Source organism: Fimbriimonadaceae bacterium (assembly GCA_023957775.1).
Lineage (GTDB): Bacteria > Armatimonadota > Fimbriimonadia > Fimbriimonadales > Fimbriimonadaceae > JAMLGR01.
Window position 1 is genome coordinate 73,059 of sequence record JAMLGR010000008.1, and the last position, 25,990, is coordinate 99,048.

Below are 25,990 nucleotides of genomic sequence, written 5' to 3' on the forward strand. Positions count from 1 at the left end.
CATAATACCGGAGGGCGAGAGCCCGGAGGCATCCAACCCATGGCGATTCAAGACAACATGACCTCGACGCAACAGATCAACCTTTCCGACCGAGCGGCGGCCGAACTCAAGGGGCTGATGGAAGAGCAGCAGAAGACCGATTCGGCGCTGCGTGTCTGGGTTGCGGGAGGCGGTTGCTCCGGCCTGTCCTACGGGATGGCCTTGGACGACGCCGAGCCCGAAGAGGGCGACGTGGTCCTGAACGACAAGGGTGTGAAGATCTACGTGGATTCGCTGAGCCTGAAGTACATGACCGGCTCGGTGGTGGAGTACGTGGACGACCATCTGGGCGGCGGGTTCAAGATCGAGAATCCCAACGCGACGAAGTCCTGCGGATGCGGCTCCTCGTTCTCGACGGACGACGAGACGATGGAAGGCCTCGACACCGGCGGCGGCGGTTGCGGCGGCTGCGGCTGCCACTAGTTTGGCAGTGCGTATTGAGCCGGGTGCCACGCCCGCTGGACGGGCGTGAGTTCAACTTCTCAGTCGCACCCCGGGTGAAGCGAGAGCGCGGATGAATCGCCGCCTTCCCACGCGGCTTCATCGAGTGGGGGTCGGCGCGACGTGCGCCACTTCTGGAGGCGGTGTCTCCGCGACTTCCGGGGCGAGTTCCGGGGCAGGCGCGGCCCACCCGTTGACAGGTGTCCCGGCCGGAACTTCGATCGCCTGGGTCGCAGGAGCATCGACCCTGGTCGTCGACACAAAGAAACCCGCGAGGAAGATCGTCCATATGAGGACGACCCCCGCAACTGCAGCGATCAGCAACCGACTGTCGATCCTCGTATTCGGCTGTGGCCGTGCCGAGGGGCCGTGCCGCACTTGCGAAAGCGCGGCCGCCACCTGATCGCGGGGCACGTTCATCGTGTTCGCGAGTTCATCGATCGTGATCGAATCGCGCAGGCGCTCGCTGAGGAGCTGGGCGACGCGTTGGGCCTCATCGCTCGACATGCGTTCGGTGGAGAGCGTTTCGTAACTTTGCATGGCGCCACCCTGATTATAAGGCTCCCTCCTCGGGGGCGGAGGTCCTGGGACCCCGAAGGGGCGAAAGGCCCACCCCCGCCCGAGCCCGAAAAACTCACAGGCGCTTCGACATAATGGGGTCGCCCATGTTCTCATCCATCGCCCTGTCGGAGCCGCTGGAGACGCTGCGCAGCGTGTTCGGTTTCCCCGAGTTCCGCCCGCATCAGCGCGAGATCGTCGACGAGCTTCTTGCGGGCCGCGACGCGTTCGTGCTGATGCCGACGGGCGGAGGGAAGTCGCTCTGCTACCAGATCCCGGCGATGCACCGCGAGGGTGTCGGCATCGTCGTCTCGCCGCTCATCTCGCTGATGAAGGACCAGGTCGACGCGCTGCGTGCGAACGGGGTGCGCGCCGAGTTCTACAACTCGTCTCTCGGGGCGGAGGAGTCGCGGCGGGTGCTGCGGGCACTTCACGCGCGCGAACTGGATCTGCTTTACGTCGCGCCCGAGCGGCTGATGTCCGAAGGCTTCCTGGAGCGGCTCTCCGGCGAGGCGATCGCGCTGTTCGCGATCGACGAGGCGCACTGCGTGTCGCAGTGGGGCCATGATTTTCGCCCGGAATACGTCCAACTCGGCGCGTTGCGGAAACACTTTCCCGAGGTCCCGATGGTGGCTCTCACGGCGACCGCCGACCCGCAAACGCGAAGCGACATCCTCGAGCAGCTCGGGCTGCGGCAAGCAAAGGTGTTCGTGGCCGGGTTCGATCGACCCAACATCCGGTACCTCGTGCAGGAGAAGACGAAACCCTTCAACCAGCTGGTGGATTGCCTCGAGCGCTGGAAGGGAGAGTCCGCGATCGTCTACTGCCTCAGCCGCAAGCGGGTGGAAGAGGTGGCGCAAAAGCTCCGGCTCGCGGGCTGGTCGGCGGCGGCCTACCACGCGGGGCTGCCGTCGGCCCAGCGAAGCCGCGTCCAAGAGGATTTCTTGCGCGACGACGTGCGGATCGTGGTCGCCACGGTGGCCTTTGGGATGGGGATCGACAAGCCGAACGTCCGAGCGGTGGTCCACTACGATCTGCCCAAGCACCTGGAGGGTTACTACCAGGAGACGGGGAGAGCGGGCCGCGACGGCCTGGAATCGGAGGCGGTGCTCTTGTACGGCCTGTCCGACGCGGTCGTGGCTCGTCAGCTCGTCGGGCAGAACGCCAACGCGGAGCAGCGGCGAATCGAGTCGCATAAGTTGGACGCCATGGTCGGGTTCGCCGAGGCCCTGACGTGCCGCAGACGCGTGCTCCTCGGCTACTTCGGGGAGGCGCTGGACGCGGACTGCGGCAACTGCGACCGGTGTTTGAAGCCCGTGGAGCTGTACGATGCGACCGACGACGCCTACCGCGCACTGATGGCGGTCTACGAAGTGCGCCAGCGGGCGGGCGTTCGGCTGGTCATCGACGTGCTGCGAGGTGCCGAGACGGACCAGGTGCGCCGCCTGGGGCACCATCGCCTCCCGACCTATGGCCAAGGGGCGGACCGCAGCACCGAGCACTGGGCAAGCGTCATTCGGCAGCTCATCCATCACGGCTACCTCGTGCAAGACGTGGCGAAGTTTGGAGTGCTCAAGCTCACGCCGAAGACCCGGCCCATCCTCCACAAGGAGCAGGGCCTCCAACTTGCTGTTCCCCAAGAGCGGATCGCCCGGCGGCGCTCCAAACGCAAGCCGACGGCCGACCATGCGGCCGACGATCCGCTGTTCCAAGCCTTGCGCGCCGTGCGGAAGGAGATCGCGGACGCGGCTGGCGTGCCTCCCTACGTCGTGTTCGGCGACGCCACGCTGAAGGAGATGGCCGCAAGAAAGCCACGCACCCTCGAGTCGATGCTCGAGGTGAGCGGCGTGGGCCTCCACAAGCTCAAGAAGTACGGCGACCGATTCCTAGAGGCGATCGTCCGGAACGACCGCACGGGGGGCTAGTCCTTGAACCGCGCCGTGTCGACGAGGCGCTGGAAGTGCTTTTCCCACGCGTCGACCGAGTCGGTGGGAGGGATCTTCACCGAGAGCGCTAGCAGGCCGCGCTTCGGATCCTTCACCAACACATAACGCCGCGAAGCGAAGCCGTTGGCATCGAGGACGGAAAACGTGGCTGCTTCGAGCCCAGCCTTGGTCTTGACGATCTTGTGGGGCGTGGGCTTCCCACCCTCCTCGCGAAGGATGTAGTAGTGGGAGACGCGAATCAGGTCGTCCCAGCTCTGGGCGCTGGGCGGGGCGGTCATCACGCCGAGCTCGCCGCCGCCGCCGGGGTAGGCCTTGCGGGCGCCCCAGGGCGTCTCACGGGTCACGCTCCATCCCTTGGGGACTTCGACCGAGTAGGCCGAGGTCTCGACCCGCACGTGACCGTCCTTCAAATCGACCAACTTCGCATCCGACGGAGCCGAGCCCTGCGCGAGCACGGCCAATCCCATAGTAAACAACATTCCTGTCAACATAATATCATTATACACTGATATATAAATTTTATGCAAACGTCTCAGCCGGTTGTGCGTATCAAGGAACATGCGCCGTCTTCTCCAACGGCTTCCGGCCGCGATTGTCGCGGCGTGCTTGATCGCGATCGCGGCTCCGGCGGCGGCCCAGCGGCTTGAGGCGTCGGACAAACAAGAGGTCCTCGACGCCATCGAACGAGTCCTGACGCGGCAGGCCTTTGTGCCGGGGGTGGACTTCACGACGTGGCCGGCCCACCTCGGATCCCGCCGTGCTTCCGTGGATGCGGCGACGACGCCGAGGAGCTTTCTCTACGCAGTCAACCGGATCCTCCGCGAGTTCGGAGTGAGCCACTGCCGGGTCGATCTCGACGAGGGCGGCGGAACGCCCTTGATGGCGCAGGAGCCCTCCTCGGGGGGACGGCCCGCTTCGGAACTGACGTGGCTTGCGGATGGAACCGCGGTGGTGCGCGTCCGCACCTTTGGAGCGGACTACAAGAGGGACTCGATCGACGCGCTGTTCGAAGAGGCGTCCAAGGCGCCTCGACTCATTCTCGACCTCCGGTCCAACGGGGGTGGTTTGGTGGGGAACCTGCAGCACCTGATGGGCTACCTCCTGCCACCGGGAAGCGTGATGGGCACGTTCGTGACTCGCCGAACGGCCACGGCGTTCGAATCCGCCACCGGCGGCGATGCGACGGACCTCGCGGCCATCGCCGAATGGAGTCGCAGCAAACTGCGGGTGCGGTCGCGATCGGAGGCCGTGTTCGCGGGCAAGATCGCGGTGCTGGTGAACCGCGGCACCGGGAGTGCCTCGGAGATGGCCGCGGCCGCCCTTCGCGACGTTTTGGGCGCGCCGATCGTGGGGAGTGCGACGGCGGGGGCGGTGCTGGGCTCCACCTATTCGGCCCTCCCGCACGGCTTTCGCCTCCAATATCCGGCCCAGGACTACGTGACGGCCAAGGGCGTGCGCCTGGAAGGGCACCCTCTCGTGCCCGATGCGGAGGTTCGCACGAGGGGCTTTGGGGAGAAAGACCCCGTCTTGGATGCGGCTCGTCAACTGCTGGTCGGCCAGAGCCGATAAGACCGTCATAATGGGGCCGAGGGTGTCCCGATGACGGCTGCGACAAAGACGACGGTTCTGGTGCTTCGGTTGGCGCTCGGCGCGGTTCTGCTCGCGCACGGCATGCTGAAGCTGGGTCTGTTGCGCGGAGGACAGGCGGAGATCGATGCCGCGCTGCACGCGGGCAGCCGGTTTGCCGACCCCGAGCTCTTCCGCGTCGCGGTCACCGCCATCGAGGCGGGGGGCGGCCTCTTGCTGATTCTGGGCCTGCTGGGCAGGGTGGCGGCGCTCGCCGTGGTTGCGTTGATGGCGTTCCGCGTGGCCGTCGTCCACAGTCCCTACTTCTTCGTCAAGGACAACGGCTTCGAGTTTCCCCTTATCCTGGGCGCCATGGCCTTGTCGCTGCTCCTGCTCGGGATGGGTCCGGTCTCCCTGGACGGCGTGTTCGACAACTGGAGACGTTCAAGACGGGAACAGAAGGGCGGCTCCGCGGGAACCGGTCCGGGAGATCCCACGGGGCCGTTTGGATAGCGTGCGCGTCGCCTATCCGGCCGCCCGAGACGCGGCCGTCCTCGACGCTCTGGAGGCGTTGCTGGCGCCGGGATTGCTCCTCGACCGGGATGCCGAAGCGCCGCGGAGGTGCGCCATTCTCATCGACGGGCGGCCGGAACAGGCCGATCTCGACGCCAACGACGTGTTGAAGAGCGTGGTGATTCCGTTTGCCGGCGTGCCACGCGTGACGGCCGAGATGGTCGCCGCGAAACCGGGCGTGACCCTGCACAACCTGCACCACAACGCGCCGGAGACCGCCGAGACCGCGCTGGCGCTGTTGCTCGCCGCGGCAAGGGACACCATCCGGATGGATCGTGCGCTGCGCAACCACGACTGGCGCCCTCGCTACGAGCCGTCGCGAACCGTTCGACTCGAAGGCAAGGTCGCGCTGGTGCTGGGGTTCGGGGCGATCGGGCGGCGCATCGCTGCGAGCTGTGCGGCGCTTGGCATGGAGGTTCACGCGGTGAGGCGGCGGTCGGGAGAGTCGGAGCCGGATGGGGCCGTTTCCGTTCACCCGGCGACCGATCTGGACGAGCTCCTGCCGCGCACCGATGCGTTGCTGATCGCCCTTCCGCACACGAACGAGACAGACGGTCTGATCGGCAAGGAGCGGTTGGCGCGGCTTCGGCCGGGAGCCATCCTAGTCAATGTCGCGCGCGCCCAGATCGTGGACGAAGAAGCGTTGTGGGAAGCGCTGTCGGGAGGCCATCTGCACTCCGCGGGGTTGGACGTGTGGTACCGATATCCCCACGCCGACGCCGCAGCGGTTCCCGGCTATTTTCACGCTCCCGCGGCGGCGGCGTCGACGCCGCCGGCGAACTACCCTTTCGAGACGCTGGACAACGTGGTGATGAGCCCTCACCGGGGCGGCACCTCGGCCGAGACCGAGACCTATCGCATCCGCGCCCTCGCGGAGCTGCTCGTGCCCGCCGCCGAAGGAAAGCCGATGGCCAACCGGATCGATCTCGCCTTGGGCTACTGAGCGGCGCCCGAAGCGACTTCCGCGCCCTCGACCAGTTTCGACAGCTTCCCGAGTTTGGCGCTGAGCGTTTGGATCTCCGCGTGGATCTGGTCGAGTTCGGCCTTGATGCGGCGGCTTTCGACGCCCGGGTCGATTCGACTCATGGGCCCAATGGGGGCTTGGCACCTCGAACACACAATCAGGTGGTGGTTGTGCGCGTCCCCCTGCACCTCCGTATGGTGCGTCAACTGGAACGAAGTATTCCCGCAGTGCGGGCATTTGGCTTCAACCATGCCAGGTACCTCCGAATTCCGGACTCGATACAAGGAGATACGTCTGGCGGGGCGGTGCGCGTTACGAGCCCTCTTTCTTCTTCGTATAGCTGCCTTCGGCCACTCGAATCGGGTCGCCCTCTTCCCGCGCCAACTGCACAAGCAGCGTGTACTTGGTCTCCGACTCCATCGTGAAGGTCAGGATCAGGTGCGAACCCTCGTCCGCGGCGGGACCCGACAGCACGAGCTTGTTTCCCTCCATCTCGCCCGCGACCATGCGCGGCGTGGAGTCGTTGGAGAAGAAGAGCACGGCGTGGTAGCGCTGGCGCGCGCGGTCCCAGCTGATCATCGCCGAATTCTCAGACGTACCGTTGGCCGACGTGACCGTCGTCTTCAACTCGAGGTAGCGTCCGCGCAACGACCAGGCGCCTTTGGATTCGCCTTTCCAAGATCGGTCCTCGCCTCCCGGAGCAAACCAGTGGCCGTCGCCGGACCAGGACCCGACCAGTTTGTCGAGCTTGAGCATCTCGGCAGGGCGTTCGTTGAGCGCGGGCGGGTCCTGCGCGCCCGCCAGCAGCGCCGCGGCGAGCAAAGGGATCCATAGGAGCTTCGACATGGCAATCACCCAAACCTGGGGGAGTCGCGTTCCTCTCCCCCTTGTAGCAGGGACGTGTTGAACGATGGGTTCGTTTCGTGGCGTGCCGCTGGGTGTGTCAGCGCCCTTTGAGAAACGAGCCGAGAATGCCCCGGACGATCTGCGTGCCGAGCTGTCGGCCCGCACCGGTGATCGCGCTGCGCGCCGCCGATTCGATCATCCCCACGGGGCTGTTCTTGCGGGCGCGCGCGGCCTCGCGCGCCTGCCTCTCGGCTTCGCGTTGGAGCCGGACGCGCTCCTTCTCGTCGGCCACGGCTTGTTTCTGTGCCAGTACCGCCGCTTCGGCCTCGGCCTGCGCCTGGGCGTTCTTCGCGGCCCGCGCTTGGAGCAGCTCGAACGCCGACTCGCGGTCCTGCACCTGGTCGTACAGGCCGCGAACCGGGCTGCCCGCCATCACGGACATGCGCTCGTTCAGGTCGATCGGGCCCATTCGAGAACGGGGCGGTCGGATAAGGGTGCGCTCGACGATTCCCGGCGCACCCTTCTCGCCGAGCAGCGAAACGAGCGCTTCGCCCACTCCGAGCTGGGTGATCGCCTCCTCCGTCTTGAAGCCGGGGTTCGGGCGGAATGTCTCGGCGCTGGCGCGAACGGCCTTTTGGTCCTTGGGGGTGAAGGCCCGGAGCGCGTGCTGGATGCGGTTGCCGAGCTGCCCGAGCACGGCGTCGGGAATGTCGATCGGGTTCTGGGTCACGAAGAAAACCCCGACCCCTTTGGATCGAATGAGCTTGACGACCTGTTCGATCTTGTCGACCAGCGCTTTGGGTGCGTCCTCGAAGAGGAGGTGGGCTTCGTCGAAGAAGAAGACGAGCTTTGGCTTGTCGGGATCGCCCACTTCGGGCAGGTCTTCGAACAGCTCGGAGAGCAGCCACAGGAGAAACGTCGAGTACAGCCGGGGACTTTGCATGAGCTTGTCCGCGGCGAGGATCGAGACGATCCCTTTGCCCGAGGGGTCGAGGCGCATGAAGTCGATGAGGTTCAGGGCGGGTTCGCCGAAGAACTGGTCGCCCCCTTGCTGCTCGAGCACCAGAAGGCTGCGCTGGATCGCGCCGACGGAGGCCGCGGCCACGTTACCGTAGGTCGCGGACAGTTCGGTGGCACGCTCACTCACCATCGCAAGCATCGAACGCAGATCCTTGAGGTCGAGCAGCAGAAGGCCTTCATCGTCCGCGAGCTTGAAGACGATGTTCAGCACGCCCTCTTGCGTGTCGTTGAGCTCGAGCAGCCGGGACAGCAGCAGCGGTCCCATCTCGGAGACCGTCGTCCGGATCGGGTGGCCCTTCTCGCCGAAGAGGTCCCAGAAAACGGTGGGGAATGCGGTCGGGGCGTAGTCGGCCAAGCCGATCTTGGCCGCGCGCTCGTCGAGTTTGGGATTGCCTCCTCCGGGAACGGCCAATCCGGAGAGGTCGCCCTTGACGTCGGCGAGGAATACAGGCACGCCGATGGCGGACAGCCCCTCCGCGAGAATCTGGAGCGTCACGGTCTTGCCCGTACCGGTCGCGCCCGCGATCAAGCCGTGGCGGTTCGCGAACTTGGGGAGGAGGTAGAGCTGGTTCTCCCCTTTGCCGACGTAGATTCCTGGGCCATCCATCGCCAAGGATCGTACCCCGGGGCTCCTGCTACGGGGAGGTAGGGGGCAGCAGCTCTTCCAGGCGTTGGGACAGCGCTCGGAGCACTTTCCCCCGGTGCGACACGGCGTGCTTCTCCTCCGGCGTCAGTTCGGCCATGTGCCGCCCCGCGTCGACGGCGAAGAAGATCGGGTCGTAGCCGAAACCTCCCCGCCCGGCGGGCGCTTCGGCGATGCGGCCCTCGCACGTCGCTTCGAGCGTTTCGCACAAGCCCCCGGGCCTGGCCAGCGCGACGCAGCATCGGAACCGCGCGCCGCGCCGATCTTCGGGCACATCGCGCAGGAGCTCGAGGATGCGGGCCATCTTGGTGGGAAAGTCGGTGTCCGCCCCCTCGAAGCGTTTCGAGTGGAGGCCGGGGGCGCCGTCGAGCGCATCGATCTCCAGGCCCGCGTCGTCCGCGACGCACCACTCGCCCGTGGCTTCGACGGCGCTGAGGGCCTTGATCGTCGCGTTCTCGGCGTAGGTCGTGCCGGTCTCCTCGGGTTCGGGGGCCTCGGGGTATGCCGAGAGATCGCGAATCTCCAGCGCGGGGAACCGCTCCTGCAGGATCTGGCGCATTTCACCGGCCTTCTTGGCGTTGTGCGTGGCGATGACGAGTCGCATGTCCGCTCAGATCTCGAGGGCGGCTTTTTGCGCGAGCACGAGTTCGTCGATTCCCTTCTTGGCGAGTTTGAGCATTTTGCCGAGGGTGTCGGCGCCGAACGGGTCCAGTTCGGCGGTGCCCTGGATCTCGACGAACTTGCCCGACTCGGTCATCACGACGTTCATGTCCGTGTGGGCCGTGCTGTCCTCGTCGTAGTTCAAGTCGAGGAAGGCCTCGCCGCCGACGATGCCGACGCTCACCGCGGCCATGGGCTCGCGCAGCAGCACCCGGCGGATCATCCGGCGCTCGACCATCCACCGCATCGCGTCGTAGACCGCGACGTACGCCGCGGTGATCGACGCGGTGCGCGTGCCGCCGTCCGCGCGCAGGGCGTCGCAGTCCACGGTGATCGTGCGTTCGCCCATGGAGTCCAGGTCCGCCACGGAACGAAGCGCGCGGCCGATGAGCCGCTGGATCTCCATCGATCGGCCATTGGGCCGTTGCCCGTCGCGCTGGTTGCGCTGCCGTCCGGAACGGGGAAGCATCGCGTACTCGGCGGTGAGCCAGCCCTTGCCCGAGTTCTTGAGGAAGGGCGGGACCCGATCCTCGACGGTGGCGGTGACGTGCATGTGCGTCTCACCCATCTTGATGAGACACGACCCCTCGGCGTGCGGCGAGAATCCTCGCTCGAGGGTGAATGGGCGGAGTTCGTCGGGCTGGCGGCCGTCTTTGCGCATCCGCGGAGTCTACCAGTGAGCTGGCTAGGCGGGCATGCGAGCGGAGACGCTTGGCCCCCACCTTGAACACGCCCGTCCAGCGGGCGTGGCACCCGGGGGTTGTCGCCACGGTCTTGCATCAGCCGCCGCAGCTAGGCGGCGGGGCAGTCTCCGGCGGAGCGCAGGGCGCGGGCCAGCTTCTCGAGGGCCATGCGGAACGAGTCGTCGTCGGGCTCCTCGCTGCGCATGCACCGCGACAGGAGTTCCCACGCTTCGTCGCGGCTCAGATCGAGCCGGATCATCTCGTTGCGGCTGTCCACGAATGGAATTGTCGGAACTTTTCGTAACCCTCTGCACGCAGAATCCGTCAGAACCTATAGAGAGTGGCCATGGAGGGCCCGAAAATCTGGAAGGGAAGGGTCGCTGCAGCAGCTTCTTTCCTTCGTTCAAGGGCCCCCCACGAGCGATTTTCGGTATCGCACCGCCTTTATGGCGCACAATACAGTTGGGAAGATGGCTCTACGATTCTGGACGGGAACGATAACGGCGACGCTGATGGCGTATCCGCTCGTGGCTGCGGCGCAGTCCCCGTTCAACGTGACTCCCGACGACTCCAAGCCCGGAGTCGAGTTGGGCGGAGAGTTCACCACCGATCTGATCACCCTGCGGGCGTCCGGGCCCGGGGTTCCGTTGCGCTTCGGCGGGGTGATTCCCAACACCGAGCGGCTTCTCTTCGACGGACAGGTCCTCCGCAAAGGGGTCGACTACTCGATCGATTACGCCGCAGGCGTCGTGTATCTCATGCGCGCCCAGAAGGCGGGCCAGACGCTCAGTGTGACCTACCGCCACGAGGCAGGACGGGTGGCGTCGACCTCGACCTCGTCCAAAGGCTTCGCCGGCATGAAATACGACCTGGTGCCCGGAGGTGTCCAAGCCGTGCTGGGGTTGGGAATGACCGAGCGGCGGGCCGACGGCAGCGTCCTGACCACCAACCAGTACGGACTGAACAATGCGTTCAAGTTTGGGTCCGGAAGCTTGAAGGGACTGTTCTTGATCGGCGAGAAGGAGCAATCGAACGCGCAATCCCTCTACGAGTATCAGGGTGTGAAGCAGAGCACCGACGTCGGACGCTCGCAGTTCCTGATGCAGAACCTGCAGACGAAGCTCGGGGGCGGGACGTTCGAGGTCGGCTACCAGGACATTTCCAAGAACTTCTCCGCGTTCGGCGCGGTCGCCGATGCCGGCTACGACGCGAAGGTCGTCGATCAGCTGCAAAAGGAGCGCGGCCTGACGCGCACGTCCCTTTCGATGAAGGACGTCGGGCTCGGGTCTGGCGTGAAGATCAGCAACGGCTTCCGATCGGTCGAAGACGACGGCGCGTCGATCGACTGGCAGAATTTTGGTGTGCAGACCGGGGGGCTCAGCCTCAGCTACGATTCGCAGAGCGTGGACGCCGGGTTCAAGCGGTTCAAGGATCTGGGAGAGGCCGACCGCGACCAGTTGAAGAAGGAAGCGGGGATGACCCGCAAGAACTTCGCGGGTTCGTACAAGTCCAGCCTGGCCTCCATGAACTTTGCGGAGAACCGCATCGAGGACCCCGATGGCAACGCGATCGTGCGGCGCACCGTCGGGTTGGACGCGGGGAAATTCAAGTTCAACCTCGGTCAGCAGGAGGTCGAGCGGGAGTTCAACCGGATCAACAGCCTGTTCGCTCAGGAGAAGCAGCAGTTCGGGCCGGAGCTCGGCCTGAAGCGGCAGTGGATGTCGGTGGAAGCGGAGATGTTCCGCGGGTCGCCCATCAAGTTCGCGACCCAGACCGTCGACTCCGACACCGGCGCGTTCAAGAGCAGCGATATCGACGTCAAGGGCAGCGGATGGAGCCTCCAGCACGCGGTGCGCGACGTCGACCCCGGGTTTGGGTCGCTGGGAGCCTTGCCCGCCTCGGAGATCCAGGAGCACATCGACACGATCGCCAACATGTACGACAAGGGCGCCAAGGTCAATCCCAACGAGCGCAACCAGTTCATCCGGCTTTCGGGAATCGAGCGGTCCTTCACCCGGGTGTCCGGGCAACCCTTCAAGAACTGGAACGCCACGTTCGATACGATGGAGCTCAAAGGGCAGCAGGACGACGCGACGGTGCGCTCGTTCGCGCTCGGAGGCAAGGACTTCCAGGCGAACTACCGCTCGATGTCGATCGGCCAGCAGTTCTCGGAACTGGGCTCGCTGATGAACTTCGAGAAGCAGCGCCTGGGCTTGATCGCCGGGTTGGACCGCACGGACTTCGGGCTCAACTTCAAGGTCGGCGGGACTGCGGTCGCCGCGAGCCAGATGAAGGCCGAGACGCCGGACGGCGGCGCCAGCCGAAACGTGGTCACGCTCAACGGCAAGGGCTTGGACGTTTCCGTGACCCAGCGCAGCGTGGATCCCGGGTTCTCCAACGTCAACCAACTCATCGATCCCGAGAAAGACCTGCTCAACGCGATCAAGGGGTTCGACCAGCGAGACATCAAGGCGAAGTGGCAGATTCTTCCGAACCTGCAACTCGAAGCCCTCTGGTACGACTCGAGCAGCGATTCGCTGGATCAGGACCGGATGATGCGCAATACGGCGCTCAGCTACAAGCTCGATCCGCTGACGCAGTTCGACTACGTGAAGCAGGCGGATCGACAGGCCGACCCGCTCAAGGTCCTTTTCTCCAACGTGACCGAGCGGTTCAGCGTCTCCCGCAACTTTGGCCGATATGGAACGCTTCGCTACCTGAGCGAGACGCGCGAGTTCGACGGGTTGCTCGCCAACTTGCCCGACTCGACGAAGCAGTACCTCGCCTACGAGACGAAGCTGGATCCCAAGACGTCGCTCAAGACCGAACAGACCGTCACCCAGTTCGACAACGGCGACCACGAGAACATCAGCGCGAACACCGTCAGCACCGAGGTCGCCAAGGGCGCCGGCGTCAGCGTATCCCAGGTCAACGTGGATCGCACCGGTCAGGATCATGACGAGACGAAACGGAACTATGGATTCTGGGTCGACCTTGGAGGCGGCGTCCGCTTCAGCTACGGTTACGCCCGACACCTCAACGGGGACCAGAACGGCACGCAGCAGAAGCAGATCGGCATGACGCCTGGAACGATCGGTGGATTGCAGGTCGGAAGTGCGACCTACAACGAGAACCGATGGGACGACACCCGCACCCAGTCCGTCGGAAACGTCCAGCTTTCCACGGCCAAACCTCTTACGCTCGGATTCCTGTCGGACGTTAAGTTCAACTTTGGAATCGATACGTCTTCGGACCGATCCAAGTGGCTGAAGGAGAACCGCCTAATCAACTTCACGGGGAAGATCGGAGCGAACTCGGTCGGGTACGAGTACAAGTCCCAGATGCACCCCACGGGGTACCGGGGCATCGACCGGATGTTCTCCTTCTCAACGGACCAGAACGAGAAGCTTCCTTTCCGCGCCAGCATGAAGTACAAGCTGCGCACGCTTCCCTGGGACGAGCAGGTCATGATCCGCGATTACAGCCTGACGGCTCGACCCGCTAAGAACGTCGAGCTCACGCACCAGCTTCTCACCAATCCCGAGGTGGCCAAGGGCGACTCGATCCTCGGCTCGATCACCCAAGCTTCGCGGGTCAATCGATGGAAGCTCGACGTGAAGCAAAACGCCGACCTCACGATTGGCGGAAGCTGGGACGAGCTGATCAACGACCAGAACAACACCATGGTGCGCACCGGCGGCCTCAACCTCACGCTTTTCGGATCGACGGGCTCGCCGCTCCAGCTCTTCTTCGGTGTCGAAGAGAGCGACAAGGGTGGAAGCCGAAGTACGATCAACCGCTATCACATTCGGTTCGACCAGCACCCCGGTCCGAACCAGACGTTCAGCTTCTTCGCAGGAAACGTGAGCTACCAGAAGACGGTGGCCGACGGCCTGAACAAAGACAACTGGACGATTCGGATGGACTATCAGATCCGGTTCTAACCGGCGCCTCGGCCATCCAGGTAAACCTCACGCATGGAAACGGTTTCGTACGCCGGATGGTCGTGCGCGCGATTTGAGTCGGAGCTTGGCGAGGCGCTTGTCACGCTCGATGTTGGACCGCGGGTGATCCGGCTCGCTCCCCACGGCGGGTGCAATCTGTTCCACGAAGTTCCCGAAGAGGCCGGCGTGGTCGGGGGCGAGGGCTTCCGCGCCTACGGCGGGCATCGGCTTTGGACGGCTCCCGAAGATCTCGCGAGGACCTATGCGCCCGACAACGAGGCCGTGCAGGTCGACGAGGACGGCTGGATGTCCGCCGCCCCGGACGCCTCCGGCTTGCGGCGCTCGATGCGAGTCTCCGGCGTCGAAGGTGGGTGGATCGTCGAGCACCGCGTGGCCAACGAATCGGGGTCTTCCATCGAGGTGGCGCCGTGGGCGCTCACGGTCATGGCGCCCGGTGGCACGTGCGTGTTTCCCCAAGAGCCCTTCGTCCCGCATGGCGAGAGTCTGCTCCCGGTCCGCCCTCTGGTGCTCTGGGCGTACACGGCGATGGACGATCCCCGGTGGACGTGGGGTCGCCGCGTGGTGCGGTTGCGGCAGGACCCCGCGCGCGGCCCGCAGAAGGTCGGGGCCAGGGTGAGTGCGGGCGTGGCGGCCTACTCGCTGGGCGAGTGGACTTTTGTGAAGCGGTTCCCCTGCATCGAGGGAGCGGCCTATCCGGACGGAGGGTGCAATTTCGAGGTGTTCACGCGCGAGGACATGCTTGAGGTGGAGTCCCTCGGGCCGATGGCGACTCTAGCCCTAGGAGCGAGCACGACCCACACCGAACGATGGGCCCTGGCGCGCACCTCGGCGCCAACCGAAGACGAGGCCTGCGCGGCCTGGCTGGCCGAGCTGGCCCGCCAGGGCGTGTGAGGCCCGAGGCATTGTCGGGCAAGCACCGGGTGCCACGCCCGCTCGACGGGCGTGAGGCCCCAGGCATTGTCGGGAAAGCACCGGGTGCCACGCCCGCTCGACGGGCGTGAAGACCCCTCACCTCCGATCGGGAGGAACGGCCCAGGCCCCGACGATTTCACCTCCGAGGCGGTCGACCTTGGCGACGGTGGGCTGCACGAGCCCGAGCCGAAGGTCTCCGTAAAGCACCCAGATGCCGCCGGGATGGCGGGCGGAATCGTCCTTCTCAAACTTGCCGTCGGAGGTCCCGGGGAGCGCCAGCCGCGTCACAGCGCGTGCCTGCGCGACGGAGTCGCGGTCGAACCCAATAGCGAAACCGTCCTGGGGGACCGGCTTGCCATCGGCGTCCATGAACTTGTTCGGGTCGTAGGTGTCTCGCGCGCCGAAGTTGGACGTTTCCGCAACGAGCACGATCTGACTCAGGTTGGACACGGTCTCTTTGTAATAACCGCCGTAGGGCGTGAACATTCCGTAGCTGCTGCGCAGGGTGCCGGAGGATTGGCCGGCCTGGGAGCGAACGTTCTCCTCTTCGGTTGCGGTGGGACAGACGAACGTGGCCCTTTCGGTGAAGTAGGGTTCGAGCAGCGAGCACCACGTGAACGGGCGTCCCTCGTCGTCGGTCAGCGGCGTATCTCCCCCCGCCGTCGCATAGACGGGGGGAAACCGGTCGCCGTGGTCCGCCATGTAGAGGCCCATTGCGGTGGCGATCGCCTGGAAGTTCTTGGAGCACAGGTGACGTTCGCTGTTGCCCTTCATGACGGCGTAGATGGGCCAGAGAATGGCGAGCAGCAGCGCGAGGCCCAGCAGGAGGTTTCGCAGCTCTTTCTTCGAGAGGTGACTCGTTCGAGGTCTTTCGTCGACCTCGGACGGGTCGAAGCTCTCGACCGGGGGGCTCATCGGCCGTACGTTACCGTGGTGGCACGGTCCTCGAGGAGGTGATACTCCTCCAGCGTTTTGGGCAGCAGCCGCGTGTCGAGCTCGAGGTTGTAGTTGCTCGCAGGGAGCACGGGGACAGTCCCGAATTTGATGTTGTCCGCGCTCACCTTGCGGGCGAACATCGCGAGGGCCGCCACCTCGCTGGGGTTGAGCCCGCCGCCCAGAAGCTTGACGGCCTGGTCCGCGACGCGGTTCAGGTTGCTTGGGTTCCCGAGGGCCGCTTCCTTAAAGGAGAGCAGGAAGTTCTTCTGTCGTTCCGACCTCGCAAAATCCGAGTCGCTGTGGCGGAAACGGACGTAGCACATGGCGTTGTACCCGTCGAGCTTCTGCTTCCCCGGCTGGAGGTCGATGAACAGCCCGCCGCGCTTGTCGGTCCACTTCATCCGCTTCTCGACGAAGACTTCGACGCCTCCGATGAGGTCGACCATCTTCTGCAGGGCCTCGTAGTCGATCGTGACCACCTTGTCGATGGGCACGCCCAGCACCTGCTCAGCGGCCTTCTTGGCCAAGTCGGCCCCGCCGATGCTGTGGTAGGCGTTGATCTTCTGGTTGCGGTACCCCGGCACGCGCACGAGAAGATCGCGGGGAATCGTCACCCCGCTGATCCGGTTCTTCTTGAAGTCCAACCGGGCCACGAGCATCATGTCGCTGCGCGCCTGGGTGCGCAGGACCTGTTTGCCCCCGTACGCGCGGTCTTCGTCGCACCCGAGCACCAGGAGCGTGACCGTGTCGCGCGTGAACACGTCTTCGGGCGCCTTCTGCGTGAACGTCTGGACGATGCCGGCGCGGAGCACCTCGCTGTCCGTGACCCAGTGCGCCAGGGCCGCACCTGCCAGGATTACGGCGCAGAAGACGGTGTAGTACAGAATGCCGAGCACTCGGTACCAGCGGGGCGTGGGGCGGGTTTTGCGGACGGACATGGCTGTTGGGGAGGCCCATTATGACATACGCCCGGGAAGCCTACTTGGCTTCCGGACGATGGGGAAAGGCGACGCGAAAGGTCGTTCCCGTGCCGGGTTCGGAATCGATGGAGACCTTGGCATCGTGCGTGGCGGCCAGTTCGAGGACGATCTTCGTGCCCCAACCCGAGCCCGTGCCTTTGTCCCATTGGCTCTTCGCGTTGCCGGCAAGGATGCGCGCCGCGATCTCCGGGGTCATGCCCGGACCGCTGTCCGTCACCTCCACGATGTGATGGCTCCCATCGAATCGGTAGCGCACCAACACCTCCCCAAACATGGCTTCGTGCTCGGAGGCCAGCTTCTCCTGCCAGTCGGACGGCACCGTTTCGCGCACGGCCTTGATCGCGTTGCCAACGAGGTTCTGCACGATCCGGAAAACGTACAGCTCGTCGTGGAGCGTGGGAGGGGCGTTCTCGTCGATCTCGTACCGCAGGGCCACGTGGTTGCGCCGTCCGTCGGTCTCGAGGTATGCCGCGCTGCTCTGGATCGTGGCGGCCATCGGCGCGACTGCGAGATTGGGCCGCAGCGAGCGCCCCGCCGAAAGGTCGCTGATCAGGCGGGAGTAACCCACGATGCGATCGACCGACTCCCTGAGTTCGCGGAACGTATCTTCGAGCGAGTCCACGTACATCGAGACCGTGTCCGAAGGCTCGGGCCCGATCTCCTTGCGCAATCCCGGCATGACCAGTTCCGAAAACGACAGGTTGGAAAACAGACTTGCGGCCAAATTGCCGATGTCGTGGCTGACCTTGCCCATACCAAGCAGCGTCGAGGCGCGGGCGGACTCTTCGAGGAGCTGCGAGTTCAAGTACGCCAGAGTGGAGACGGCGGCCACGGTGTCCAGCACGGCGGCGTCGTTCTCGTTGAAGCAGCCTTGGCGCTTGTTCAGAAGTTGCACGACCCCGATGGGCTCCTCCTCCTCCATCATCAGGGGCGCGGTGATCATCGTGCGCACCACGACCCCGGTCGCCTCTTCGATCGAAGAGCGCGCGCTCTCGGCGTTCTGCTGGAACTCGCTGATCTGGATCTTGCGCGTCTGGAACGCCGTGCCCGCGATGCCGAAATCGTCGGGGATCGACCGATCGGGCAACCTCTCGGTCACCTCAGCGGGAAGCACGTGCTGGAAGATGAGCCTCTTGGCCGCCGGATCGTGCGTGTAGATCGTGCCGCCTTCGGCGCCGACGGCCTCGACGCAAATGGCCAACACGTCCTTCAGCAACGTGTCGAAGTCGCCGGTGCTGGCGAGTTTCCGCGTCGCGAGATGGACCGCGCGAATCAACCCCTCGTTCGTGTCCATCGGTGAAGAAGGGTACCCGCGAGGACCCTATCCAAACCGGCCCGAGATGTAGTCTTCGGTCTCCTTTCTCTGGGGAAAGAGAAAGATGTCTTGGGTCGTGTTCGTCTCGACCAGTTCGCCGAGCATGAAGAACGCGGTGAAGTCGCTGGCGCGCTGGGCCTGCTGCATGTTGTGCGTCACGATCAGGATCGTGTAGCGGCTCTTGAGTTCGAAGATCAGGTCCTCGATGCGCGAGGTGGCGATGGGATCGAGCGCGGAACAGGGCTCGTCCATGAGGATGATTCTCGGATCGACCGCGATGGCGCGGGCGATGCAAAGGCGCTGCTGCTGGCCGCCGGAGAGCGCCAGCGCGCTGTTGTTCAGCTTGTCCTTGACCTCCTCCCACAGGGCGGCGCTACGCAGGCTGCGCTCGACGATCTCATCGAGTTCGTCGCGCCGACGCACTCCGTGCAGCCGGGGTCCGAAGGCGATGTTCTCGTAGATCGATTTCGAAAAGGGGTTGGGCTTCTGGAATACCATCCCCACCACTTTGCGCAGGGCCACCGGATCGACGTCCTTGTCGTAAAGGTCCATGCCGTCGAGGGTGATCGAACCGGTCAGCTTGGTTCCGTCGATGAAGTCGTTCATCCGGTTGATGCAGCGGAGGAACGTGGATTTGCCGCACCCCGAGGGGCCGATGAGCGCGGTCACGCGATTGGAGGGGACGTCGAGGTTGATCCCCTTGAGCGCGTGAAACGCCCCGTAGTGGAAGTGAACGTCCCGCGCGACGATCTTCGGCTTCGTCGCGTCGGGGGAAGCCACTTCCTTGGGCGCGGACGCGGGGATCATGTCGTCGATGGTACCGCCTCCGTGTTAAGGCTTTGTGAATGGAGCGCGGCGTGGCGCATGGCGTGATCGACGAGAACGAGGGCGACCATCGCCTCGACCATCGGCACCGCGCGGGGGAGCACGCAGGGGTCGTGGCGTCCGCGGCCGGCCAGCGTGGTGTTCACGCGATCCGTGTCGATCGTGTCCTGCTCCTTGAGGATCGTGGCGGTCGGTTTGAAGGCCGCGCGCAGGGTGATGGGCATGCCGTTGGAGATGCCCCCTTGGATCCCGCCGCTGCGATTGGTCGGCGTGGTCACGACCTTGGCCGCGTCGGCGCGGAACGCGTCGTTGTGTTCCGACCCTTTGAGGTCGATCCCCGCGAAGCCGCTTCCATTCTCGAAGCCCTTGCAAGCCGGCAGGGACACGATCGCTTTGGCCAAGTCCGCCTCCAGCTTGTCGAAGACCGGCTCCCCCCAGCCCGCGGGCACGCCGCGGGCCACGCATCCGACGACGCCCCCCACGGAGTCTCCTTCCTTGCGCACCGCTTCGATGAGAGCGAGCATGGCTTCAGCCGTGGCGGGGTCCGGGCACCGAACGATGTTCGCCTCCACCTGGTCTCGAGTCACCGTTTGGGCGTCCACCTCGGCGCGAAGGCGCTGGACCTGCTCGACCCACGCGACGATCTCGACGCCGAATCGCTCGGCGAGGACCTTGCGGGCCACGGCGCCGGCGGCCACCCGGCCGATCGTCTCGCGGGCCGACGCCCGGCCGCCCCCGGACCATGCGCGAATGCCGTACTTCTCGTCGTACGCGAAGTCGGCGTGGGAGGGCCGGTATTTGGTCCGCATCTCCTCGTAGTCCCGCGATCGGGCGTCCTCGTTGCGCACGAGAAGCAGGATCGGGGTGCCCAAGGTCAGGCCGTCCTGAACGCCGGAGAGAATCTCCACGCGGTCCGACTCCTTGCGTTGCGTGGTGATACGGCTTTGCCCCGGACGGCGACGGTCGAGTTCGACCTGAATGTCGCGGGCGTCGAGCGAGAGTCGGGGTGGACACCCATCCACGACGACGCCGACCGCTCCCCCGTGGGACTCGCCCCACGTCGAGATCCGAAACAGCGTGCCCATGCTGCTCGACATGGCCCGGATCGTACCCGCGTGGAGACACTGGCATCGCGAGGGCGATCTGCCGCATGATTCGGGCGTGGAGTCGCCATTCTTCTATCACCCGCGCATGCTGGCGTACGACTTTGGCCCGAGACACCCTCTCAAGCCGGAGCGGCTCCGCCGCGCCGTCGAGTTGATCGGACAGTGGGGAATCGCGCCGAACGACCCCGGAGAAGGCCGGCTCGAAGACGTGCTGCGCGTGCACGACCCCCTCTTCGTCGAGACGGTGGAGGGCCTTTCGCGAGGCGCCTTTGTGAACGAGTCGGTGAGGCGGCTCACCGGCTTTGGGACGATCGACAATCCCGTGTTTGCCGGGATGTTCGAGGCTTCGCTCGCCTATGTCGCGGGCAGCGTGCGCGCGGCAGAGGCCGTGCGCGACGGAGCGCGGCTCGCATTCGGCCTCGCAGGAGGCCTTCACCACGCACACCGCTCCCGTGCGAGCGGGTTCTGCGTGTTCAACGACGCGGCGATCGCCCTGTCCGTGCTCCGCGAGCGCTTCTCAAGAGTCGCCTACATCGACATCGACGTCCACCACGGCGACGGGGTCCAGTTTCTCTTCGAGGAGGACCCCCAAGTGCTGACCTGTTCGATCCACGAGTCCCCGGCGTCTCTCTTTCCCGGAACTGGAAGGGCCGATGATGTGGGGCCAGCCGGGACGGCCGTCAACGTGCCTCTCGCCGCGGGAACCACGGGCGACGTCTGGCTTTGGGCCTTTGAGCACGGCATCCTCGAACCGATCACGCGCTTTGAGCCTGAGGCCGTGGTCCTCCAGATGGGGACCGACGCCCATGTGGACGACCCTCTGGGCCATCTCAGGGTTTCCGCGCAAGAGTGGCTGCGCGCCGTCGTCCTTGTTCGAGAGCTGGGACTGCCGATCGCAGCCCTTGGGGGAGGGGGCTACAACCTGGACAATGTGCCCCGGATGTGGGGGGCCGCATGCGTAGCGCTGGCGGGAGGCGTCGTGCCCGACACGCTGCCCGAAGATCTGGCCGAAACTTGGGGGATCGCGGGGACCTTCGATACGGAGCTTCCCGAGCCGCGGAACCGCGGAAGAGAGGAGGCCGAGGCCGCGGTGGAGGTGCTCTGCCGGACGCTTTCCTGGTGATGCTCCACAGGTTGGGACCGACGCGCCGAAGGCGACTTTTCGCGACCACGACACTAGGTACGCTCCCATTCACGCATGCGTAGAGATTTCGACTTCGACAGCTTGGGTGTGGGCTCGGGCCGTGGTACCGAGGGGCCCACGCGCGGGCAGTTGCGGGTCGGGTGCTCGATTCTCGGACTCGTCGCGCTGCTCGTTCTGCTGCTCGCCGCGATCGCGCCCTACACCGACTACCTCTGGTACGTCCACGATGCGCGCCAGCCGCAGGTGTACCTTACGGCGTACGCGATGCGCGGGAAACTGTTCGTCGTTGGATTTGTGGTCGCGCTCGGCGTCTTGCTGCTCAATCTTGGCAAAGCGTTGACGATCTCGGTCGTGTACGACAAGGTGCCTCAGACCCCCGCCGAGATGTTCCTCTCGAACGCGGTGGCCTACGTCCAGAACAACACCGGCAAGGTCTCCAAGGTCGTCTCCACGGGGCTTGCGTTGCTCTTCGGGCTCAGCCTCCAGTCGGCTTGGAACGCCGCCCTGCTCGCCTCGAACTCCCAAGTGTTCGGCAAGAACGATCCGACCTTCGGGATGGATCTCGGATTCTTCGTGTTCAAACTGCCGTGGCTGCAGGTCCTGGCGAACTATGCGTTCGGGCTGTTGTTCGTGACCACGTTCCTCACGACCGGCATCTACCTGGGGCTGAAGGCGCTGGCCTCGCTCGCCCGCATCGATTTGGGTCGACCTGCGGAGAGGGTGCACGTCGGGGTGCTGGTCGGATTGACCGCGATCGCCTACGCCGTCCAGCTTTGGCTCCACCGCTACGAGTTTGGGTTGATCGACAGCGCCCAGTTCACGGGTGCGGGCCTCGCAGGCATGCGGCGGCTTGCTGGACTCACGGCCTTCACGATCGTTTTGGCAGCGGTGGGGTTGGTCTCGATGGTGTTCGCCAAGCGCATCCAGCGCGTGCGGCCGGTGCTTGTGGTCGGCGGCTCGCTCTTTGTCCTCTATGTGCTGCTGCTGGGCGTGGTTCCCGGCTTGAGCCAAAGGCTGGAAGTCGAACCGAACAAGTTCGAAGCCGAGGGGCCCTTCGCGCTCAAGGCGATCACGATGACCCGCTTCGCCTACGGGCTCGACGGGATGGAGGTTCGCGAAAGCCAGGTGCGAGACGAACCGACCGCCCAAGAGGTTGCCGCCGCGCAGCCGACCCTCGAAAACATGAGGCTCTGGGATCCCGAGGTGCTGCGGCGTTCGATCGAGGGCATCCAGGGACTGAGGCCGTACTACACGTTCCAGGACGTGGACATCGACCGGTACCTGCTGGACGGGAAACAGACCCTTGTGATGCTCTCGCCCCGAGATATTCGCGTCGATGGGCTCAGCGCCAGCGCGCGCACGTGGGTCAACGAGCGGCTCCAGTACACGCACGGTTACGGACTGACCATGTCGCCCGTGAACACGGCCACCACGATCGGCCAGCCGACGTTCGTGATCAACGACATGCCGCCGAAGGCGCCCGCGAGTCTCCCGGTGGACGAGCCCAGAATCTACTACAGCGACTTTCGCGACGGGATTGGGCGCTCGGGCGAGTCCTACGCGATCGTCGACACGAAGATCGACGAGTTCGACTATCCCGGCCAGGACTCCGAGCAGAAGACGCGGTGGAAGGGAACGGGGGGCGTGCCCATCGGTTCGCCCTTGACCAAGGCGGTCTACTCCCTGGCGCTGGGCGACGGCAATCTGCTGGTGTCTGGAAACATCACGTCGACCACTCGCCTCTTGTATCGGCGCGGCGTCGTGGAGCGCGCGTCCCTGATCTTCCCGTTCCTGCACTTCGACAACGACCCCTACATCGTGGTCTTTGGGGGGCGGCTGCTTTGGATCCTCGACGCGTACACCACCACCGGCCAGGTTCCGTACAGCGCGAGGGTGGGTGGGCCCGAGCCGCTCAACTACATCCGCAACTCGGTGAAGGTGGTCATCGATGCGTACACGGGCGAGACGACCGGTTACGCGGTCGAGCCCGACGAGCCGATCCTGAAGGCCTACCGGAAGATCTATCCCGGGCTCGTGAAGGACCCCTCAGCGATCCCCGAAGGGTTGCGGTCCCATTTCCGGTACCCGGAGGACCTCTTTTCGCTCCAATCGATGCAGCTCGCGCAGTACCACGTGAACGACACGACCGTCTTCCTGAACAACGAGGACGCGTGGGATTTGGCGTTTGAGCGCAACATCAGCGGCGACACGGCCCAGATGCGGCCGTACTACGTGCAGCTTCAGCTTCCGGGCGAAGCGAAGGACGGGTTCATGCTGATCCTGCCCTTCACGCCGCGCCAGAAGGGCAACCTGAGCGGCTGGTTGGCGGCCCAGTGCGACCCCGATGAGTACGGCAAGCTGGTGCTCTACAAGTACCCGAAGGGAGCGAACATCGCCGGTCCGACGCAGATGGAGGCGCGGTTCAACCAAGATCCCGTGATCGCGGACCTCAACCGGCAGTTCAACAACGACCAAAGCCAGATTCTCGTGGGCAACCTGCTCGTCGTGCCGATCGGGCGCAGCGTGATGTACGTCGAGCCGATGTTCTTGCAAAGCCGCACGTCCGGAATCCAGCCGATTCCGGAGTTGAAGAAGGTGATCCTCGGCCTCAACAACAAAGTTGTGGTCGCCGACACGTATCGGCAGGCGCTGGAGAAGTTGTTCGGCGATGGCAGCGCGGCTCCCGAGAGGGTGGAAGTGCCGCCGGACCAGACGCCGCCGAAACCCGAGAATCCTCCCTCCACGGTGCTCGACGCGGCCCAGGTGCAGGAGCTGAAGCGGTTGTTGGAGGCGCAGGACGAGGCCCTTCGGAAGGGTGATTTCGCGCGCTTCGGCGCCCTGCGCGAGGAGCTCCGCAAGAGGATCGAGGCTTTGGAAGGTCCTCGATGACCCTGACCACCGGGCGGATCGCGACGATGGCAGGGGAGCTGCGTCCCCCCTCGGACAAGTCCCTGACCCACCGCGCCTACATGCTCGGGGCGGCGGCCGCGGGGCCGTCGGTTGTGAGAAACCCGCTTCGCGGCGAGGATTGCGAGGCCACGCTTCGCTGCTTGGAGGCGATGGGATTGCGGGCGACTTGGACCGGACGGGACGAGGTGCGGCTCGATCCCGCGGCCAGATGGCACTCTCCCGCCGAACCGCTGGACTGCGGCAACAGCGGCACGACGATGCGTCTGCTCAGCGGCCTGGTCGCTTCGCGGCCCATCGAAGCCGAGCTGGTGGGCGACGCGTCCCTTTCGCGGCGCCCGATGGGGCGCATCGCCGAGCCTCTGCGCCGCATGGGCGCAACGGTCGAGGGCGACACGGCGCCGCTACGCATCCAGGGCGCCTCGCTGCAGGGGATCGACCACGTGTCGCTGGTCGCGAGCGCCCAGGTGAAGAGCTGCATTCTCTTGGCGGGGCTGCGGGCCAAGGGAACGACCCGCGTGCTGGAACCCGATCCGAGCCGCGACCACACGGAGCGGATGTTGCGCGCGATGGGAGTGGAGGTGCGCGAGTCGACGAGCGGGACCGGGCATCGCGTGGAGGTCGACGGCGGCGCCTCGCTGCGCCCGCTCGAGTTCGACGTTCCGGGCGACGTCTCCAGCGCGGCGTTCTTCATGGTGGCCGCGGCCCTCGCCCCCGAGTCGCGGGTGACGCTGAGGGACGTGAACGTCAATCCGACGCGGACGGGGATTCTCGACGTGTTCATGGCGGCGGGGATCCGAGTGATCGAGCTGGACCGCCACGATCGGGGGGGCGAACCGGTGGCGTCGCTCGAGATCCACCCGGAACCGATTCCGATGGCGTTCGAGATCACGGGCGCGCTGGTGCCGCGGTTGATCGACGAGATTCCGGTGCTGGCCGTGCTCGCGAGCCAGTGCGACGGCATCAGCATCATTCGAGACGCCGAGGAGCTGCGCAAGAAGGAGAGCGACCGCATCGAATCCGTCGCCGCCGGGTTGCGGGCGATGGGGGTGCGCGTCGAGGTCGAGCGCGACGGCATGATGATCTGGGGGCCTGCGCGGCTCCAGGGAGCGACGGTCGACGCGCAGGGCGACCATCGGCTGGGCATGGCGTTCGCCGTCGCCGGCTTGTTTGCGGAGGGGCAGACCACGGTGGTGGGTGCCGACGCCATCGCCACGTCCTATCCGGGGTTCAAAGACGATTTGTGGAGTCTGTGCGTTGTCTAAGCTCGTGATCGCGATCGACGGACCGGCGGGTTCGGGGAAGAGCACGGTGGCCAAGCGCGTGGCTCGCGAACTGGGGTTGAGCTACCTCGACACGGGCGCCATGTACCGCGCGGTGGCGCTGAAGGCGTTCCGCGCGGGATTCGGTCCCAACGACGGCGACGCGGTCGGCGCGCTCGCGGAGCGCACCCACATCGGGTTCGGGCCCGGCGATCCGCAGAAGGTGTTCCTCGACGGGGAGGAGGTCACGAGCCTGATCCGCACGTCGGAGATCGGCGAGTTGGCGAGCGCGCTCAGCGCCCACACGCCCGTGCGGCGCGCCCTCGTCGCGCGCCAGCGCGAGCTGATCGCGCAGGGAGGCGTGACGTTGGAGGGGCGCGATACGACGACCGTGGTCGCCCCGAACGCGGACCTGAAGGTGTTCATGACCGCCTCGGTGGACGTTCGGGCGCGACGCCGCACCGACGAACTGCTCCAAAAGGGCCTCCCTGCCGACTTGGACGCGATTCGGGCGGCGATCGAGGAGCGCGACCACCGCGACTCCACGCGCGCCGACAGTCCCCTGAAGATCGCGGACGATGCGGTGGTGATCGAGACCGACCACCTCACGGTGGAAGAGGTCGTCCGCCTCGTGCTCAGCTACCTGTGAGGGCGCAGAGGGTTTCACGCAGAGGCGCAGAGGCGCGGGGGGACGTTTCA

24 protein-coding genes are annotated in these 25,990 nt (G+C 65.5%); 11 read left to right on the forward strand and 13 right to left on the reverse strand.

Features of this window, described 5'->3' with window-relative positions; translation table 11 throughout:
- Positions 1–39 precede the first annotated feature (39 nt).
- Positions 40–462: an iron-sulfur cluster insertion protein ErpA gene (erpA, locus tag M9921_08515; protein MCO5296886.1), complete on the forward strand. Its 423-nt coding sequence runs from the start codon at positions 40–42 to the stop codon at positions 460–462.
- Between the two features lie 117 nt (positions 463–579).
- On the opposite strand, the gene M9921_08520 is transcribed toward erpA, so the two are convergent.
- Entirely contained in the window at positions 580–1,020 is a 441-nt protein-coding gene (locus tag M9921_08520) for a hypothetical protein (protein MCO5296887.1), read from the reverse strand.
- Between the two features lie 125 nt (positions 1,021–1,145).
- On the opposite strand from M9921_08520, the gene recQ reads away from it, so the two are divergent.
- Positions 1,146–2,963: a DNA helicase RecQ gene (recQ, locus tag M9921_08525; GenBank protein MCO5296888.1), complete on the forward strand. Its 1,818-nt coding sequence runs from the start codon at positions 1,146–1,148 to the stop codon at positions 2,961–2,963.
- On the opposite strand, the gene M9921_08530 is transcribed toward recQ, so the two are convergent.
- Positions 2,960–3,475, reverse strand: a complete 516-nt coding sequence (locus tag M9921_08530) for a hypothetical protein (protein MCO5296889.1) — start codon at positions 3,473–3,475, stop codon at positions 2,960–2,962. The two genes, recQ and M9921_08530, sit on opposite strands and share 4 nt — an antisense overlap.
- 67 nt (positions 3,476–3,542) lie before the next feature.
- Between M9921_08530 and M9921_08535 the strand changes: the two genes are divergently transcribed.
- The 3 genes from M9921_08535 to M9921_08545 are packed head-to-tail and all read left to right on the forward strand — an operon-like array spanning position 3,543 to position 6,066.
- Positions 3,543–4,553: a S41 family peptidase gene (locus M9921_08535; GenBank protein ID MCO5296890.1), complete on the forward strand. Its 1,011-nt coding sequence runs from the start codon at positions 3,543–3,545 to the stop codon at positions 4,551–4,553.
- A 30-nt stretch (positions 4,554–4,583) separates the two neighbouring features.
- The gene (locus tag M9921_08540; protein ID MCO5296891.1) at positions 4,584–5,063 is read left to right on the forward strand and encodes a DoxX family membrane protein; all 480 of its coding nucleotides are present in this window, start codon (positions 4,584–4,586) and stop codon (positions 5,061–5,063) included.
- Between the two features lies 1 nt (position 5,064).
- A complete protein-coding gene (locus M9921_08545) occupies positions 5,065–6,066 on the forward strand; it encodes an NAD(P)-binding domain-containing protein (GenBank protein ID MCO5296892.1) in 1,002 nt (333 codons plus the stop codon).
- Here M9921_08545 and M9921_08550 read toward each other — a convergent pair.
- The 6 genes from M9921_08550 to M9921_08575 all read right to left on the reverse strand — a co-directional run bounded on the left by M9921_08550 (position 6,060) and on the right by M9921_08575 (position 10,216).
- Positions 6,060–6,209 carry a hypothetical protein gene (locus tag M9921_08550; protein MCO5296893.1) on the reverse strand — a complete coding sequence of 50 codons (150 nt, stop codon included), beginning with the start codon at positions 6,207–6,209 and terminating at the stop codon, positions 6,060–6,062. The genes M9921_08545 and M9921_08550 overlap by 7 nt on opposite strands.
- Before the next feature lie 190 nt (positions 6,210–6,399).
- On the reverse strand, positions 6,400–6,933 hold the full coding sequence (locus M9921_08555; protein ID MCO5296894.1) for a DUF1579 domain-containing protein: 534 nt from the start codon (positions 6,931–6,933) through the stop codon (positions 6,400–6,402).
- Between the two features lie 97 nt (positions 6,934–7,030).
- Positions 7,031–8,560, reverse strand: coding sequence for a DUF853 domain-containing protein (locus M9921_08560; protein MCO5296895.1), 1,530 nt, complete (start codon positions 8,558–8,560; stop codon positions 7,031–7,033).
- Positions 8,561–8,588: 28 nt separating this feature from the next.
- Positions 8,589–9,200 carry an RdgB/HAM1 family non-canonical purine NTP pyrophosphatase gene (rdgB, locus tag M9921_08565; GenBank protein ID MCO5296896.1) on the reverse strand — a complete coding sequence of 204 codons (612 nt, stop codon included), beginning with the start codon at positions 9,198–9,200 and terminating at the stop codon, positions 8,589–8,591.
- A gap of 6 nt (positions 9,201–9,206) precedes the next feature.
- The gene (gene rph, locus M9921_08570) at positions 9,207–9,917 is read right to left on the reverse strand and encodes a ribonuclease PH (GenBank protein ID MCO5296897.1); all 711 of its coding nucleotides are present in this window, start codon (positions 9,915–9,917) and stop codon (positions 9,207–9,209) included.
- Positions 9,918–10,048: 131 nt separating this feature from the next.
- On the reverse strand, positions 10,049–10,216 hold the full coding sequence (locus M9921_08575) for a hypothetical protein (protein ID MCO5296898.1): 168 nt from the start codon (positions 10,214–10,216) through the stop codon (positions 10,049–10,051).
- Between the two features lie 193 nt (positions 10,217–10,409).
- Between M9921_08575 and M9921_08580 the strand changes: the two genes are divergently transcribed.
- Together M9921_08580 and M9921_08585 are read left to right on the forward strand one after the other, a co-directional pair.
- Positions 10,410–13,883, forward strand: a complete 3,474-nt coding sequence (locus tag M9921_08580) for a hypothetical protein (GenBank protein ID MCO5296899.1) — start codon at positions 10,410–10,412, stop codon at positions 13,881–13,883.
- Positions 13,884–13,916: 33 nt separating this feature from the next.
- The gene (locus tag M9921_08585) at positions 13,917–14,795 is read left to right on the forward strand and encodes a hypothetical protein (GenBank protein MCO5296900.1); all 879 of its coding nucleotides are present in this window, start codon (positions 13,917–13,919) and stop codon (positions 14,793–14,795) included.
- A gap of 117 nt (positions 14,796–14,912) precedes the next feature.
- Here M9921_08585 and M9921_08590 read toward each other — a convergent pair whose 3' ends face one another.
- The 5 genes from M9921_08590 to aroC are packed head-to-tail and all read right to left on the reverse strand — an operon-like array spanning position 14,913 to position 19,969.
- Complete coding sequence (locus M9921_08590) at positions 14,913–15,731, reverse strand: hypothetical protein (protein ID MCO5296901.1); 819 nt, start codon at positions 15,729–15,731, stop codon at positions 14,913–14,915.
- A complete protein-coding gene (locus tag M9921_08595; protein ID MCO5296902.1) occupies positions 15,728–16,690 on the reverse strand; it encodes an LCP family protein in 963 nt (320 codons plus the stop codon). Before M9921_08595 ends, M9921_08590 begins: the two co-directional genes overlap by 4 nt.
- Positions 16,691–16,730: 40 nt before the next feature.
- A complete protein-coding gene (locus tag M9921_08600; GenBank protein ID MCO5296903.1) occupies positions 16,731–18,026 on the reverse strand; it encodes a GAF domain-containing sensor histidine kinase in 1,296 nt (431 codons plus the stop codon).
- A gap of 27 nt (positions 18,027–18,053) precedes the next feature.
- Entirely contained in the window at positions 18,054–18,854 is an 801-nt protein-coding gene (pstB, locus tag M9921_08605) for a phosphate ABC transporter ATP-binding protein PstB (GenBank protein MCO5296904.1), read from the reverse strand.
- The gene (gene aroC / locus M9921_08610) at positions 18,851–19,969 is read right to left on the reverse strand and encodes a chorismate synthase (protein MCO5296905.1); all 1,119 of its coding nucleotides are present in this window, start codon (positions 19,967–19,969) and stop codon (positions 18,851–18,853) included. Before aroC ends, pstB begins: the two co-directional genes overlap by 4 nt.
- On the opposite strand from aroC, the gene M9921_08615 reads away from it, so the two are divergent.
- From M9921_08615 to cmk, 4 genes are all read left to right on the forward strand, one after another.
- Positions 19,968–21,101: a hypothetical protein gene (locus M9921_08615; GenBank protein MCO5296906.1), complete on the forward strand. Its 1,134-nt coding sequence runs from the start codon at positions 19,968–19,970 to the stop codon at positions 21,099–21,101. The genes aroC and M9921_08615 overlap by 2 nt on opposite strands.
- A 75-nt stretch (positions 21,102–21,176) precedes the next feature.
- A complete protein-coding gene (locus M9921_08620; protein MCO5296907.1) occupies positions 21,177–24,011 on the forward strand; it encodes a UPF0182 family protein in 2,835 nt (944 codons plus the stop codon).
- Complete coding sequence (gene aroA / locus M9921_08625) at positions 24,008–25,294, forward strand: 3-phosphoshikimate 1-carboxyvinyltransferase (protein ID MCO5296908.1); 1,287 nt, start codon at positions 24,008–24,010, stop codon at positions 25,292–25,294. The genes M9921_08620 and aroA overlap by 4 nt, the downstream gene beginning before the upstream one ends.
- A complete protein-coding gene (gene cmk, locus M9921_08630) occupies positions 25,287–25,940 on the forward strand; it encodes a (d)CMP kinase (GenBank protein ID MCO5296909.1) in 654 nt (217 codons plus the stop codon). The genes aroA and cmk overlap by 8 nt, the downstream gene beginning before the upstream one ends.
- The last annotated feature ends 50 nt before the right edge of the window (positions 25,941–25,990 follow it).

Excerpts from the sequence above, each read along its gene's own strand:
- erpA (MCO5296886.1), top strand. The coding sequence starts at position 40 with ATGGCGATTCAAGACAACATGACCTCGACGCAACAGATCAACCTTTCC.
- M9921_08520 (MCO5296887.1), bottom strand. The coding sequence starts at position 1,020 with ATGCAAAGTTACGAAACGCTCTCCACCGAACGCATGTCGAGCGATGAG.
- recQ (MCO5296888.1), top strand. The coding sequence starts at position 1,146 with ATGTTCTCATCCATCGCCCTGTCGGAGCCGCTGGAGACGCTGCGCAGC.
- M9921_08530 (MCO5296889.1), bottom strand. The coding sequence starts at position 3,475 with ATGTTGACAGGAATGTTGTTTACTATGGGATTGGCCGTGCTCGCGCAG.
- M9921_08535 (MCO5296890.1), top strand. The coding sequence starts at position 3,543 with ATGCGCCGTCTTCTCCAACGGCTTCCGGCCGCGATTGTCGCGGCGTGC.
- M9921_08540 (MCO5296891.1), top strand. The coding sequence starts at position 4,584 with ATGACGGCTGCGACAAAGACGACGGTTCTGGTGCTTCGGTTGGCGCTC.
- M9921_08550 (MCO5296893.1), bottom strand. The coding sequence starts at position 6,209 with ATGAGTCGAATCGACCCGGGCGTCGAAAGCCGCCGCATCAAGGCCGAA.
- M9921_08555 (MCO5296894.1), bottom strand. The coding sequence starts at position 6,933 with ATGTCGAAGCTCCTATGGATCCCTTTGCTCGCCGCGGCGCTGCTGGCG.
- M9921_08560 (MCO5296895.1), bottom strand. The coding sequence starts at position 8,560 with ATGGATGGCCCAGGAATCTACGTCGGCAAAGGGGAGAACCAGCTCTAC.
- rdgB (MCO5296896.1), bottom strand. The coding sequence starts at position 9,200 with ATGCGACTCGTCATCGCCACGCACAACGCCAAGAAGGCCGGTGAAATG.
- rph (MCO5296897.1), bottom strand. The coding sequence starts at position 9,917 with ATGCGCAAAGACGGCCGCCAGCCCGACGAACTCCGCCCATTCACCCTC.
- M9921_08580 (MCO5296899.1), top strand. The coding sequence starts at position 10,410 with ATGGCTCTACGATTCTGGACGGGAACGATAACGGCGACGCTGATGGCG.
- M9921_08585 (MCO5296900.1), top strand. The coding sequence starts at position 13,917 with ATGGAAACGGTTTCGTACGCCGGATGGTCGTGCGCGCGATTTGAGTCG.
- M9921_08590 (MCO5296901.1), bottom strand. The coding sequence starts at position 15,731 with ATGAGCCCCCCGGTCGAGAGCTTCGACCCGTCCGAGGTCGACGAAAGA.
- M9921_08595 (MCO5296902.1), bottom strand. The coding sequence starts at position 16,690 with ATGTCCGTCCGCAAAACCCGCCCCACGCCCCGCTGGTACCGAGTGCTC.
- M9921_08600 (MCO5296903.1), bottom strand. The coding sequence starts at position 18,026 with ATGGACACGAACGAGGGGTTGATTCGCGCGGTCCATCTCGCGACGCGG.
- pstB (MCO5296904.1), bottom strand. The coding sequence starts at position 18,854 with ATGATCCCCGCGTCCGCGCCCAAGGAAGTGGCTTCCCCCGACGCGACG.
- M9921_08615 (MCO5296906.1), top strand. The coding sequence starts at position 19,968 with ATGGCCCGGATCGTACCCGCGTGGAGACACTGGCATCGCGAGGGCGAT.
- aroC (MCO5296905.1), bottom strand. The coding sequence starts at position 19,969 with ATGTCGAGCAGCATGGGCACGCTGTTTCGGATCTCGACGTGGGGCGAG.
- M9921_08620 (MCO5296907.1), top strand. The coding sequence starts at position 21,177 with ATGCGTAGAGATTTCGACTTCGACAGCTTGGGTGTGGGCTCGGGCCGT.
- aroA (MCO5296908.1), top strand. The coding sequence starts at position 24,008 with ATGACCCTGACCACCGGGCGGATCGCGACGATGGCAGGGGAGCTGCGT.